Source organism: Treponema sp. R8-4-B8 (assembly GCF_054786175.1).
In genome coordinates, this window is sequence record NZ_BDHE01000001.1 from 43,627 (window position 1) to 57,619 (window position 13,993).

Below are 13,993 nucleotides of genomic sequence, written 5' to 3' on the forward strand. Positions count from 1 at the left end.
AAAGCGTATATTTACGTGAAAGCAGTATAGAAAATATGTTATTTAAATTTGTTTTTATAACTATTCATTTTGTATTATTAAATAAATAACATATCCAATATAAATTATCACTAAAATTGCGGCTTCCGGGCGATCTAGTGTTTTCTTTTTTCCTATAATCATTGCTAATAATAAAAGTATTGTTCCAATACCTAAAATATATATATCTTTATTAAAAACTAATGAATATTCCATTGGATTTATTACGGTACTTACGCCTAATATTAGACAAATATTAAATATGTTGGAACCGATTATATTTCCAATCGCAATATCATCGCTCTTTTTTACAATAGCAGTTATTGATGTTACCAGCTCCGGCAATGATGTCCCAAGAGCGACAACCGTAAGTCCTATCACTTTTTCACTGATATTTAACGCATGAGCGATAGCCACGGCGGAATTTACTACAATTTTTCCGCCTATAATGAGAAAAACCAATCCGAAAATAATAAACAACGCTATTTTAACTGAAGATAATGTTTTAACGGAAATATTTTCAACGCCGACAGTTGTCATTTTCATGTTTTTGTAAACATAAAAAAGGAATAATCCGAAAAAAAACAGAAGAATAATACCGTCAATTCTGGTTAATATGTTTTTTTCATCAGGAAAAAAATTCAGATTTGCCAATAAAAACAGGACAATTACAGCCAATAGGGAAAACGGTATTTCTATACGAACCGTATTTTTTTGAACCGCTATCGGCGCTATAAGTCCTGTAATTCCAAGAATGAAAAACAAATTAAAATTATTGCTGCCAATAACATTTCCCAAAGCGATTTCAGAATGTTTACCGATAGCCGCTGATAAACTTACAACTAATTCCGGAGAAGATGTCCCAAAAGCGACAATTGTAAGCCCTATTGCCAGCTCCGATATTTTTAAACGGCGCGCCAAACTTGACGCTCCGTCAACCAGTATATCGCCGCCTTTTATCAGTAACACCATCCCTAAAATTATCAATAAAATGTCTATTATCAGCATAAATACCCCTAAAAACTAATAAGTATTAAATAATTTTTACTTGTTTATGTCAATATTGAATTAAACAGGTTGATTATATCACATAACTACTTTTGTGTTCGCCTGTTATTTACGATTTATTTGTTAATGAATGTGCTTTAATTTTTTTTAAATGCGGTAAACTGTGTCAACATATCGGCCTGCGATGGCAGTGCCATTCGCAGACCGATAGCACTTGTACCTTACTTCTTTGTTGTTTTTTTTGCTTTTGCTTTTGTTGTGGTTTTTTTTGCTGCCGCTTTCGGCGCTGCTTTTTTGGCTGGCATAATTTTTCCCCCCTACGATAAATTATGTCCCTTTTTTAAATTTTTGTCAAGTAAAAAATAAAAAATTTGTGAAAAATAAAAAAAATATTTTTCACTCATATATTTATCTCTGTCCGTCTATCCGGCATATTGACAGGCGGTAATAAGAGGTTTACTCTGAAAGCAATGGAGGAAACATGCCCGATAAAATAACCGTAAATGAACCGTGGATTAGTATGCTGAACCATAATCTTCTTATTGTGTGGGAGCCTTCGTACAATTTGGGAATACCTATTGTCGATGAACAGCACCGTGGGATTGTTTCCACTATCAATTCCCTCTGCTATGGAATACAAAATAAGCATGGAAATGAGATGTTGCGGCCTATAATCGGCATGGTGAACGAATATACCCGCATCCATTTCGAGATTGAAGAGGATTTTCTTAAAAAATGCGGCTATCCCAACTTGGAAAATCACCGTATATTGCACAAGGAATTGACAAGTGCGCTGTCTCACACTAGCAAGGATAGCATTTGGAATAAAGACCCTCAGGAGTTTCTGGAATTTCTAAAAAACTGGTGGATAAATCATATCTGTAAAGAAGATAGGGTATTCAGCCGTTACGTTCAAAGCAAGCAATGATGGCAGTCACCGCGTTTTTTGGGTTGTAATTCAACGTAATTCTTAATAAATAGGCATATTTTTATCAACATCTCTTGCCCATGCGTTAAGGCCGTCTTGCAGATTCAACAGTTTTCCTTTGTAACCGGCTTCCTGCAGAGTTTTTATTCCTAAAATACTGCGCTGGCCGATTTTACAGAGAAATACCGCGTCTACTGACGGGTCAAGTTCGTCCATGCGCCTTTCCAATTGGCCAAGAGGTATTACAAGAGCATTGGGAAATTTGACAATGGCGCGTTCATGAGGCTCGCGGATGTCTATAAATTGAATTTTTTCTCCGTTATCAAGGCGTTTTTTTAAATCAATGGCGGTTATTGTGTCTATCGGCTTGCTGTCGGCTTTCTTTTTTAAACCGCAAAATTGTTCATAGTCAATTAGTTCGTGAATGGAAGGATTTTTTCCGCATACGGGACAGTCGGGGTTTTTTTCAAGTTTTAATTCGCGGAACGCCATGCGCCAAGCGTCAAATAGGAGGAGCCGACCTATCAGCGGTTTTGCGCCGCCTACGATGAGTTTGATTGTTTCCGCCGCCTGAATTGTTCCGATGATGCCGGGCAGTACGCCCATAACTCCGCCTTCCGCGCAAGAGGGAACGAGTCCGGGCGGCGGCGGGGAAGGGTAGAGGCATCTGTAGCACGGACCGTCTTTAGAACCGAATACGCTCGCCTGCCCGTCAAATTGAAACACGGAGCCGTAAACATTGAGTTTGCCCAAAAATACGCAGGCGTCGTTTACAAGGTAGCGCGTTTGAAAATTATCTGTTCCATCCGCGATAATGTCATAATCGGCAAAAAGTTCCAGCGCGTTCTGGCTTGTAAGCATCGCATTGTGCGTCACTACGTTGATTAGCGGGTTTATCCCCTTGATTCTGTCCTTTGCGGACGCGGTTTTGGGTCTGCCAACGTCGCGTGTGCTGTGAATAATTTGCCGTTGAAGATTTGATTCGTCCACTACGTCAAAATCGACAAGACCGATTGTTCCCACGCCCGCCGCCGCAAGGTACAAGGCAAGGGGAGCGCCAAGCCCCCCCGTACCGACAATGAGGACTTTCGCCGCCTTCAATCTTTTTTGCCCCTCGACTCCTATCTCCGGCAAAAGCAAATGGCGGCTATAACGCGCGATTTCTTCGTTGGTGAGCTCGGCGGCTTTGTCGTCGTTATTACCGCCGGCAGGGCTGCCATCGCTGCCGCCGGCAATAGCGGGGACAATCATCACTTCGCTGTTATCCGCAACCGGCGTGTTCAGTCCCTGCAAACTGTTGATGTTTACGCCGCCTACAAACAAGTTGATGAAGTCCCGAAGCTGACCGTCTTCCGTAAACAGGTGGGTTTTAAGGGCGGGATAGGCGCTTGCAAGCGCGTTAACCGCCTCACCCGCCGTGCCGCCTTTTACTTCCACCTCCGCATTGCGCTCTGTAAATGCCCTGAGCGCGTAGGGAATGAGAACTTTTATCAAAGTAACCTCCTTAATTAAGCCTGACCGCTTAAGTGATCAGGCGGTTTAATCGAAGTTTCCGCATTGTGGAGATAAATTCATTTAAGTTTTATCTATTATCTCACAATCCGTATATTTATAGTAGGATTTTATTACACAATAGCAAGTATGGTCAATATATATTTTATTGAATAAAGGCAATGTGTTTTACTTTATAAAGGGACTATTAGGCGACATTGGAGGCGTACATAGAATATGTACATATTTTACTTATTATTATATCTTATTACGTCTCCTTTTGTATAAACATTTGTATAAGACATAAAAATATAATTATTGAATATCATCGGTATAAGCAATAAAAAGTTCTTATTAGAATTACGTTTTTCTATGATTATATTTTTTATGTCTATCTCCCCTGCGTAACTTTTTTTTGCTGCTTTTAATAATTCATAATATGACCTTTCCAATAAAAGATTATTATTTCTCCAATTAATTGTTGTTTCAAATGTAGTTTCAACAGAACCAATGATTTCAATATTTTCTAATTTGTTGGCAGTTATGGTTGGCCCATAAATAAATTTATTATTGGATGCACATGAATTCAACAATAAAATTAATATTATCGTAGAAATTTTCCTATATTTCTTAATATATTTAGACATATTATCATTATATAAGTTAATAATACCATGTCAATTAGTTCTGTAGATGAAAACGGTTTCCCCAATACTAAAGCGATGTTGGCTCATTTTTTCTCCTCATCTATTGGCCTTAATAACATATTTATTTCTTCTTGTGAAAGAACACTATCTGCTAATATATCATCAACATCAAAATAATATGTTTTTTTAAGATCAAATCTTTCTATTCCATTCAAACTAAATTTATAATATATATTATTATTGGAAATAACAATTTTCCATTCTGAACAACGCCAATAAAACATTTTAATTTTTGTCTTTATATCTTGTAATAGTAACTTAATTTTATTTTCATCTACAGCCACTGCCGTTAATAAACTGTCAATATCTTCTTTTGATAATATCCTTGTTTCATGCCTAATCTCAATATTTATTTTTCTTGGTTTTCTTGGTTTAATATATTTAAATTTTCTGAATAATATTTTTCCATGTTTCTTTAAAAACAAATCTCTTTTTTTATAATCTATAAGGTGTATTAATTCCATATCTACGATTTTTTGAACAAATTCTAAGGAATTTACTTCATTATTGAATATTAAATTAGTGATATTTTTATTTTGTTCCAAATAATAAATACATTCTTTATTATTTTCTTTCATAACATTTCCTTATATATTTTACCTATTTTATTTTAGCAAATTAGTCCAAACTGTTTTATTTAGTTCGTTTTTAATATTATCAATTGCTTCATGTATTGTAATTATGTTTAAAATATCTTTCTTTTCTGATAATTCCTTATTTAGTAATCTAACTTTTGAATTTAATATTTCAAAATAATCATTTAATTTCCCCCTTTCATTTATGTCCATATTATGTTGGTTAAACCACCAGTTTTTTGCGTTAATTGAAATAAAGTTATTCGCAAAAGTAATAATTATATCATTAACCGTTTTTACATTCTCTTTATTGATTACTTCATCTTTACCAATAATGTCAATTATTTCATCTATGATTGAATTCACTCTATCCGTTAATTCAGATAATTTCTTTTCCAATTTTTGCCCTTCAACAGTTTCAATAAACTGTGATAGGCCTTCATTAAAGTCGCTTGGCCCTCTGTAATTATCAGATATTTCCCAATATATGCTTCTAAGTTCATCAGTGATTTTATTTAATTTATCGAACGCTTCAATTATATTCATTTTTATCTCTATTTTATTTTCAATTCATTACGCATTATCAGCCTCCCAAAAACACTTCGCAACATCATCATCAAAATAAGCCAATAATGTTGGCGCGATGCGGATTGAAATTTCTTCTTCATAAAGCATTTTAACGGCTTCCTTTTTTGCCAAAGAAAAATTTTTACGCACGGGATCGGTTTCATCGGCGATAAACTTGCTTAAAACTTTATCAACTTCTTTATAATCCCAACATTCAACCATCAGACAAAGGCCGTATTCAAAAACATCCCTTGCTATAATACCGTTATTGTCAAGGTGTTTTTCAAGACCAAGAGAACCTTCCTTAAATACATCCCATATTTTAAGAACACGTTTAATAAAGCGTATTTCTTCCCGCTCTTCCTCAGGCATAAGCGCCGCAAAAAAATCAATATTATCGAACGCTTCGTAATCGCCGGCAAGATATTTCGCAAAGGCGGCGTCAAGCGGATTGTTTTTTATGCTGACCATTGACGCGAGCTTTATACCGATACGCGGTATGCTGTCACGGCGTTGAATGCATAAAATACCTTCCATCGCAATTTCCATTAACTTTTTTTTGTAATGACTGCACTCGCGCTCAATTTTAAGCGTAAGAATACTCCGAATAATTTCATCATCGGTTCCATTAACCAGAAGCCTCAATCCTTCCCTGAAAAATATATCCGTTATGTAATACAATTCTTCTTCAATAGACAGTATGCCTTGTTCAATAGCTTTTTCGGCAAACTGGAATAAACTTTTGGCTAGAAGGAAAAAGCAATTACAAAAAGAACAGTAGGAACTGACGTGGCTTATCGGTTTTACTTCTATTGTTTGTAATAGATTTTTGATTGAATACAGGAAATCAGGAATGGATTTAATGTTTGTATCGCGTATATCAACACATTCCAGGGAAGTACAATTCGCAATGCTGTCGGGCAATTTTTCTATAGCGGAGCTGGAAATATCAAGGGTTATCAGATTTCTTAGTTTGCCGATGCTGTCGGGAAGAAATTTTAATTTTTTGTTATCACACAGGGAAAGTTCAGTCAGATTTTCCAGATCGCCAATAGAATCGGGTAATGATTCTATTGATGATAACCATATTTTTAATGAAGTCAGATTTTTCAGATTTCTTATGTTGTCCGGTAAAGTTTTTAAGCTATCGTTGTATAACAGTGATAACTCTTTTAAAGAGGATAAATTGCAAATACTTTCGGGCAATGTTTCTATATCTGAATGAATTTCAAACTTGGTAAGATTTTTTAAATTACCGATACTATCAGGCAGGGTTTTAAATTTAGTGTAATATATGCTAAGTGCAGTTAAGGATTGCATATCGCCAATCCAATCGGGTAATAACGTGATATTTGATTCAATGTATAGACTGCACAGCGATACGGCGTTACGTATCCATGAAGGGATTTCTGTTAATCCTTTCCACAGGTTTAGATATATAAATGTCAAAGTCTGACACTTTTCCAAAAACAGAGGCCATGTTCCGTTGAATTCGCCGTTAATACTCAAACTGTTAATTCCTCCGGCTTCAAAAAGCAGGGCGGCGGCGGGTAAATCCTTCATGTATATATCAAGAGTCCGTATCTTTCGCAATTCATCTTTTCGGTTCTGAAATGTCATAAAGGCGTTTAACACGTCGGCTTCCGTCATTTTGTCCGTATCAAAAAATGATAAACGAAGCAATCCTGAAACAAGCGCTTCCTCTATAGTCTTTTTCAATTCTTCAATATAGTTGACCGGTTCTTTTGATTCTGTTTCTTTCCACACTATACGCTCTGAATTAGCAGGCAGCCATCCCCTATAATTTTCCACGATAAAAGTAATGAGTTTTTCCCTTTCATCAATAAGATAACCGTTATGCTTTCCATAAGAGTGTTCTATAGCTTTAACCTCTTTTTCAATTCTATGGCGAATTCTCACCGCTAATTTGCTGTAGACTTTTTCTTTTATTTCATTAGGCAGATGAGCAAGGGCATACGGCAGCTCATTATTGGCTCTAAGGACATCCCAAAAAATGTACTGAATTCCCTTGTCGCTAAATAAAGAAAGTATATCTTCCAGTCCCGCTTTTCTTTCCACGCCTTCTTTAACAATGTAACATTCCATGTTTTACTCCTTTCGTTTATCAAAAAACCTTCGTTGGTACTCAGGATCATTTTTAAAACTCGTCGTAAAGCGCATCAATAAATTCAACCTGACTTTCCGTAAGAGTTTTTTTAGATTGCGTTCTTTTCGTATCGTAATCATTATACAAATCAGAATACCATTCAAGCTTTGGAAGTATTTTTTCTATTTTGGGATCTGCCTTGAGGTCGTTGAAGCTAATGTCCAGACAAACAAGGTTTTTCAAATTGCCGACCCATTCGGGCAATTCCGTGATCCCTGTGCTGTGCAGGTTTAGACTTTTTAATTTTTTAAAATTGCCTATATAATCAGGCAAGACTTTAAGTTTATTGTGGCTGATATCAAGTTTGGTTAAATTTTTCAATTCACTTATAAAATCAGGAAGGCGATTCAAAGAGCCTATGCCAAGCTCTTCTAAAGCGGTAAGGTTTTTCATCGTAGTGGGGAAATAAAAATCTTCATTTTTACATTCTTGGATACACAATACTTTTAATGCTTTTAAGTTGCCAAAAGATTCAGGCAGCCCTGTCAGACTTGCATTAGAAACATAAAAAGATTTTAATGAAGAAAGATTGCCAAAAGATTCGGGAAGGCTCGTAAAACACTCATCGCCCTCCGTTAATACAAATTTCTCAAGAGATTTTAGGTTGCCAAATGTTTCCGGTAATGTTTGCAATCGGTTATAGTCAAGATAAATATTTTTTAATTTTGAGAGTTTGCCTATTGAATCTGGTAATGAGACAAGTTCATTGGCTCTAAGGTCAAGAAAAGTCAATTTTGAAAATTTTCCAATCCATTCGGGCAGTTGCGTAAGTTTGTTGTCTGTCAGGTTAAGTTCTTCCAGCCAGGTTAAATCATAAAAATCTTTTGGCAACTCGTCTAAATGCAGATGCGTTAAATCCAATTTTTTCGATTTTTTCTTTTTGCAGAGCTCAATACGGCGTAAACATTCTTTCACATTCAGATCGCGTTGTTTGGCGGCAAGAGAAGGAAGATGGTCAATTTTATACTGTCCAGTTTCAATTCGCTTTAATTTAGGCAAGTCTAAAATACATTGAGGAACTTCTTTAATGCCTTGCATGCTAATATCCAGCAATTCAAGAGACGAAAGCCGCCCGATAAAAGACGGGAGTTTTTTTACCTCCGTATTGTCAAGGATTAACTTTTTAAGGTGTTTTAAGTTAGCGATACTGGCTGGCAATTTTTTTATTTTATGATTAATTGTTAATTCAAGCGTTTTAAGGTTTTCCAGTTCGCCAATCCAATCCGGCAATGCCTTTATACTTGTGCATACTACAGAAAGGTTTGTAAGCCATGTTAATTTCCTTATCTCTTTCGGAAATACGATTAAGTTTAAATCATGACCGATTTCCAGTGTTCTTGAATGAGACTTCCGGCATTTTTCAATTTTTTTAAGAGCTTCCGCCATCGCTTTTTTTTGTTCAATTAAAGTTTTCTCGCTATTCTTCGCCATCGCTTTCTTCTTCTCCTTCTTCTAAGAAGTCGTCTTCCGTGAGGTCACAGGACGTGTCGTCTTCGTATCCGGGGTAACCGTATTCCTTACCAAATTCAGACAAACATTCCTGCTCAAACTCGTCGTCAAAATAAGCCAACATGAACAGAAAAATCCATAGATTATTACCTTCATGGAGAATTCTAATGGCGTGCTTTTTTGCCAAAGCGAGATTTTTACGCGCTGGATCTGTTTCACGGTCCGTCAACGGATTTAAATATTTATCAATATCATTTAAATCCCAGTTGTCAACTAACATTTGAAGTCCGTATTCAAATACATCCTTTGCCGCAATACCGTCGTTGTCCAGATGCTTTTCAACCTCCAACCAGCCATCCCTGCGAATCATTTCGTTTATCTGTAGAGCGCGTCTTATAAAACGTTTTTCTTCGCGCTCCTGTTCAGGTTGTAATGAAGCTTTAAAATTAATATCATCAAAAGCTTTTAAATCGCCGGCAAGGTATTTGGCGCAAGCGGCGTCAAGCGGATTGTTTTTTATATCAACCATAGAGGCAAGCCTTATACCGATTTGCGGTAAATCATCTTCGTCTTGGATGCTTATAATTCCTTCCATCGCTATTTTCTTGAGTGTTTTTATGTAATGATCATGCTCGCGTTCAATTTTTAGCGTAAGAAGTTCCCGGACAACTGCCGCGTCAGTACCGTAAACCACGAGCCTGATTCCCGTCTTGAAAAAACCTTTTGATAAATCTTCCAATTCATTCTCAAGCGCCAAAAGGCCTTCGCGCCTTGCCTTTTCTCTAAAACGGAAAATAGTTTCGATAAGGGTGTAATAATAATTACAAAAAGAAAGGTAGGAAATGCTCCGCTTTATCGGTAATGGATTTATTGGTTGATTTAAGATTTTTATTGATTGCTTTAATGTTTTTACGGAATAGATAAAATTTGGGAGGGAAGTAAAGCAGGTATCGCATATATCAACATATTCCAAAGAAGTACAATTCGCCAATGTATCAGGCAGTATTTCTATTGTCGAACTATAAAGAATCAGTTTGACAAGGTTCTTTAGTTTTCCAATGCTGTTGGGGAGGCGTTTTAGATTTTTACAATTTTCCAGATGAAGCTCAGTCAGCTTTTCCATATTGCCAATACTGTCGGGTAATGTTTCTATTTCACTTCCGGGTAATGAGAGTTGAGTAAGGTTATGCAAATTCCCAATACTGTCTGGCAGTTTTTCTATGGCGGAATCTTTTATAGTGAGTTTGGTAAGATTTATTAAATTCCCGATACTGTCAGGCAATGTTATAAAATCTCTATTATCTATACTAATCTCCGTCAGGGATTGCAAATCACCAATCCAATCCGGTATGGATGTAATTTTTGAAAAAGAACCAGAAATGTAAAGTTTGCGCAAGGAAACGGCATTGCGTATCCATGCTGGAAATTCAGTTAATCCCTCATATACGTCTAATTTTATTGACGTTAAAGTCCCGCAATTTTTCATAAACTCAGGCCATGTTCCGGTGAATTTACCATCAATGCGCAGTGTATCAAGCGTCTCATTTTCAAAAATCAGGGCGGCGGCGGGTAACATTTCCGCCCCGATTGTAAATTCTCGTATCTCTTGCAATTCGTTTTTTCTATCGTGGAACGCGGCAAAGGCGTTTTCCATGTCTTCCTTCGACATTTCTTTTGTTTTATAAGACGGTAAAAAAAGCTTTTTTGAAGAACGCGCATTTTCAATTTTTTTAATTAATTCTTCAGTAGGGTTAGCCTGCGTTTTTTCTTTTGGATCGGATTGTTTCCAGACAAGGCGATCCGGGCTTCCATATTTCATAATATACTTGCCGATAAAAGAAATTAGTTCTGTATTTCCGTTTTCAAAATAACCGTAAACCTCTTCATGATCAGATTCTATTTTCTTTACTCTTTCTTTAATTTTACTATTAATTCGTAATGACAAATTACGGTACACTATGTTTTTTATTTTCTCTGGCATATACGCGAGAACATACGGGAGAGTATATGGCAGATATTTGGGCTCATACGCCTCTCTTAAAATTTTCTGGATTAACCTGTCGTCAAGTAAGGGCAGTATGTCTTCCAGTCCCGCTTTTCTTTCCACGCCGTTTTCGATTATAAAACATTCCATTTTTTTCTCCTTCCGCTATGATTATATTATAATATATATTATAAGAACTTCACCGTGTCATAGAGTGATAGGGTAAAAATTAGAGAAAGAAGAATTCTTACCACAAACAAAAGAATGAAATATATAAAATTTAAGTTTTTAAAGTAAAACCGTGCGTTAACGCACGGTTTTCGCTTAATTTGTTCTATTAAAATTTTTCTCGCTATTCTTCGCCATCGCTTTTTCCTTTTTTTCCAACTTTTTCAAGAGCTTCCGCCATCATTTGTTTCGAAATTGCTAGTTGAAACGGCGAAAAGGTTTCCGCTTCCATTAACCATCTGGCGTAAAAATCAACTGTTCTGACGCTCTCAGGTATGTGTCGCATTACATTTTTTGGCGTACCCCTTTTTAGCGCCGCAATGCAAAGTTCCATTGTTTTAAGCGTTTCAGGCACATACTCTAAAGCGCTGCCAAGACATTTAACCGCCTCAAGGCAAATGTCGGGAGTACGCAGATGATAGGGGACATATTGAAGCTCATAGCCGTCTTTTTTTACTGTCGCACGGCAAAGCTGTTCTGTTTTTTTACTGTCGTCAATGTAACGCAGAGAAAACCAGTTCTTTTTTATTGCCGAGGCAATAATTTTTTCAGAGCGGTACTCGGCGGGAACATGTTCAAAAGCAAATAAGTAATCATCATCATTAACTGCTTTTTCACACATTTGTTCCGTGATAAATTCTTTTGGGATATGCACAAATACAAAAATGTTCAATGAAAAAGCCTGTTCGTAAAAATCTTTTGTCTTTAAGGCATCTGGAATATATTTAATCGCGCTGCTGTCTTTCTTTATCGTTTTAAAGCAAAGCTCCCGGCTTTTGTTTTTCTCAGGAACAAATTCAAGGGCTTGTCCGTCCTCTTCAAGCGCGTCATCCAGCAGTTCCGTCATTTTATGTTTTTCAGGGACAAATTCCAACGCGCATCCATTTCTTTTCACCGCAGTAAGGCAAAGCTCGAAAGTTTTAAATTCTTCCGGCACATGTTCCAGCGCCTTTCCGTAATTATTTACCGCCTTTAGGCATAGCTCATAAGTTTTGAATATATCAGGCACGAATTTAAGGGATTCAGAATTATCCGCAAGCGCGTCAAGACAAAGTTCCTTTGTAATTAACGCCTGCGGCACATAAGCTAGAGCGCAGTGTATTTCTTCTGTTGATTCTTCAAAGGAGAGTTTAATAGCTTTTTCTCTAGGTGACAACGCGTCAATGCAAAGCTCTTCGGTCTTCATGGTTTCCGGCACATATTTAAGCGCCTTTGATTCTTCTTTTACTGCTTCGCTACACAGCCGCGGGGTTTTAAATTTTTCAGGCACATACCTAAGCGTTAACCCATAATCTTTTACCGCCATAAGGCAGAGTTTCTCGGTTTTAAATTTTTCAGGCGCATATTTAAGGGCTGCGCCGCATTGATCTACCGCTATTTGGCAAAGATATTCAGTCTTTTCATTTTCATCGACAAATTCAAGCGCGTTCCAGTTGTTATACACCGCCCGTTTATACAATTCCTGATTTCTCATTTCCGGCGGGACACACTGGAGCGCCAAGCCGTTTCTTCCGGCGGCAAGGGCGCATAGTTCCGGTGTCATATATTCATCGGGGACAAAGAAAAGGAGAAGAGCGTTTATTTCTATTGCGATTCGCCAGAATTCAGCATCTTGTTTTTTTGCGGATGCGCTTTTTTCAGCAGCCATTTTCGCGGCTTCCCGTTCTGCCGCCTCAGGGGTTTCAAAGGTGATTTTTTTTGTGTTAGGCGGTATACGCCAGTTTTCTTCACTTTCTGATTTCAACATTCGTTTCGGCCAAAAATCAACGTACTTGCTTTCTTCGGCGATGAAGCAGTCGCCGCCTTCCGTGAGGATTGCCCAGAAAGTGCCGTCTTCGTATTCGTAATATGTTTTCATGTTTATTATATTTTAAAAACTTTACAGTGTCATATAGTGATAGAGTAGGGGAGTGATAGAAGAAGAATTTCTACCACACGAACTCGTACCTTCGGTACGCACACTAACAAAAGGAAGAATTGACGGATTAGCGTTTGTATGAGATAATTTGTTATTAGGTTGCCGATGTGAGGTGGCAAGTAGCTAAAAGCGAACGTTTATGCCCTGCGGCAACCTTTTATTATTTGTATTTATGTAATTTTTATGGTATATTTAACCAGACAAGGAGACAGTTGTATGGTAACGATGACTACGGAAAAGCGTGTTCTAAATTTCCGGGAAGTAGAAGCCGAATATGACGGACGTTGGGTTTTATTCGACAAAAGGGATTTTCCGCCAGAGGATGACATGGGGTATGTAGTTGCCTGTGGCGACGGAACTCCCGAAGATCGAGAAGCCCTAAGGGAAATTCAATGCAACAAATATCACGGTAAAGTAGTACTAATAAAAGGATGGATACCCAAAGATGATATACTCGACAGTGGCATTATCGAAGCTGTTTGAGCATCGTTATAAATTCGATGCGGGCGTTTTTAACTTACGGACTAAAGAGTTTGTTGAAACTTCAATATTTTTAGATACAGGCTGTTACAACACATTGATCCCCAGAGACCTTGCGGAAAAGTCTGGACATTCTTTAGGGTTTAAGATGAAATACAGTCTCGGAGCCAGTCTTATAGAAACAGAGGCGTTTTCTATAGATAAAATAATGATTGGCGGTTTTGTTCTTGAAAAAGTCCTTGCTTTTGCGGGAAATTATAAAGGCGGTCAGGAGGACGACATCATTCTTGGAACAAATGTAATTAACAACTGGGAGATGATCCTTAGTAAAAAAGAGCATACATTTCAATTCCGTGAAAATCCGCCTGACAGTATTCCAAACAAGACAAATATCTACCAGAATTACTTTAACAAAGAAGGTAATTACATTTACGTCCAGAATAATTAATCTATCGCAATGGCGTTAACTATCA

General features: G+C 37.1%; 12 protein-coding genes and 1 pseudogene. 3 read left to right on the forward strand and 10 right to left on the reverse strand.

Annotated features, from left to right (window positions below):
* Positions 1 to 60: 60 nt before the first annotated feature.
* Positions 61 to 1,026, reverse strand: a complete 966-nt coding sequence (locus tag ACYVRA_RS00200) for a calcium/sodium antiporter (RefSeq protein WP_461250728.1) — start codon at positions 1,024 to 1,026, stop codon at positions 61 to 63.
* A gap of 481 nt (positions 1,027 to 1,507) precedes the next feature.
* On the opposite strand from ACYVRA_RS00200, the gene ACYVRA_RS00205 reads away from it, so the two are divergent.
* A complete protein-coding gene (locus ACYVRA_RS00205; RefSeq protein ID WP_461250729.1) occupies positions 1,508 to 1,954 on the forward strand; it encodes a bacteriohemerythrin in 447 nt (148 codons plus the stop codon).
* A 42-nt stretch (positions 1,955 to 1,996) separates the two neighbouring features.
* Here ACYVRA_RS00205 and moeB read toward each other — a convergent pair whose 3' ends face one another.
* From moeB to ACYVRA_RS00250, 9 genes and pseudogenes are all read right to left on the reverse strand, one after another.
* Positions 1,997 to 3,205, reverse strand: a complete 1,209-nt coding sequence (gene moeB / locus ACYVRA_RS00210; protein WP_461250754.1) for a molybdopterin-synthase adenylyltransferase MoeB — start codon at positions 3,203 to 3,205, stop codon at positions 1,997 to 1,999.
* Positions 3,191 to 3,448: pseudogene (locus ACYVRA_RS00215) on the reverse strand (MoaD/ThiS family protein); the annotation flags it as partial. The pseudogene ACYVRA_RS00215 and the gene moeB, both read right to left, overlap by 15 nt.
* 245 nt (positions 3,449 to 3,693) lie before the next feature.
* Entirely contained in the window at positions 3,694 to 4,092 is a 399-nt protein-coding gene (locus ACYVRA_RS00220) for a hypothetical protein (RefSeq protein ID WP_461250730.1), read from the reverse strand.
* Between the two features lie 83 nt (positions 4,093 to 4,175).
* Positions 4,176 to 4,730 (reverse strand): hypothetical protein, encoded by a 555-nt coding sequence (locus ACYVRA_RS00225; RefSeq protein WP_461250731.1) that lies wholly within the window; start codon positions 4,728 to 4,730, stop codon positions 4,176 to 4,178.
* A gap of 27 nt (positions 4,731 to 4,757) precedes the next feature.
* Entirely contained in the window at positions 4,758 to 5,273 is a 516-nt protein-coding gene (locus tag ACYVRA_RS00230; protein WP_461250732.1) for a hypothetical protein, read from the reverse strand.
* 27 nt (positions 5,274 to 5,300) lie between these two features.
* The gene (locus ACYVRA_RS00235) at positions 5,301 to 7,400 is read right to left on the reverse strand and encodes a leucine-rich repeat domain-containing protein (RefSeq protein ID WP_461250733.1); all 2,100 of its coding nucleotides are present in this window, start codon (positions 7,398 to 7,400) and stop codon (positions 5,301 to 5,303) included.
* A gap of 52 nt (positions 7,401 to 7,452) precedes the next feature.
* Positions 7,453 to 8,892 carry a leucine-rich repeat domain-containing protein gene (locus tag ACYVRA_RS00240; protein ID WP_461250734.1) on the reverse strand — a complete coding sequence of 480 codons (1,440 nt, stop codon included), beginning with the start codon at positions 8,890 to 8,892 and terminating at the stop codon, positions 7,453 to 7,455.
* Positions 8,879 to 11,044, reverse strand: a complete 2,166-nt coding sequence (locus tag ACYVRA_RS00245; RefSeq protein WP_461250735.1) for a leucine-rich repeat domain-containing protein — start codon at positions 11,042 to 11,044, stop codon at positions 8,879 to 8,881. Before ACYVRA_RS00245 ends, ACYVRA_RS00240 begins: the two co-directional genes overlap by 14 nt.
* Before the next feature lie 202 nt (positions 11,045 to 11,246).
* The gene (locus ACYVRA_RS00250) at positions 11,247 to 12,980 is read right to left on the reverse strand and encodes a DUF4116 domain-containing protein (protein ID WP_461250736.1); all 1,734 of its coding nucleotides are present in this window, start codon (positions 12,978 to 12,980) and stop codon (positions 11,247 to 11,249) included.
* A 276-nt stretch (positions 12,981 to 13,256) separates the two neighbouring features.
* Between ACYVRA_RS00250 and ACYVRA_RS00255 the strand changes: the two genes are divergently transcribed.
* Complete coding sequence (locus ACYVRA_RS00255; RefSeq protein ID WP_461250737.1) at positions 13,257 to 13,523, forward strand: hypothetical protein; 267 nt, start codon at positions 13,257 to 13,259, stop codon at positions 13,521 to 13,523.
* Positions 13,501 to 13,968, forward strand: a complete 468-nt coding sequence (locus ACYVRA_RS00260) for a retropepsin-like aspartic protease (protein WP_461250738.1) — start codon at positions 13,501 to 13,503, stop codon at positions 13,966 to 13,968. The genes ACYVRA_RS00255 and ACYVRA_RS00260 overlap by 23 nt, the downstream gene beginning before the upstream one ends.
* Positions 13,969 to 13,993 lie beyond the last annotated feature (25 nt).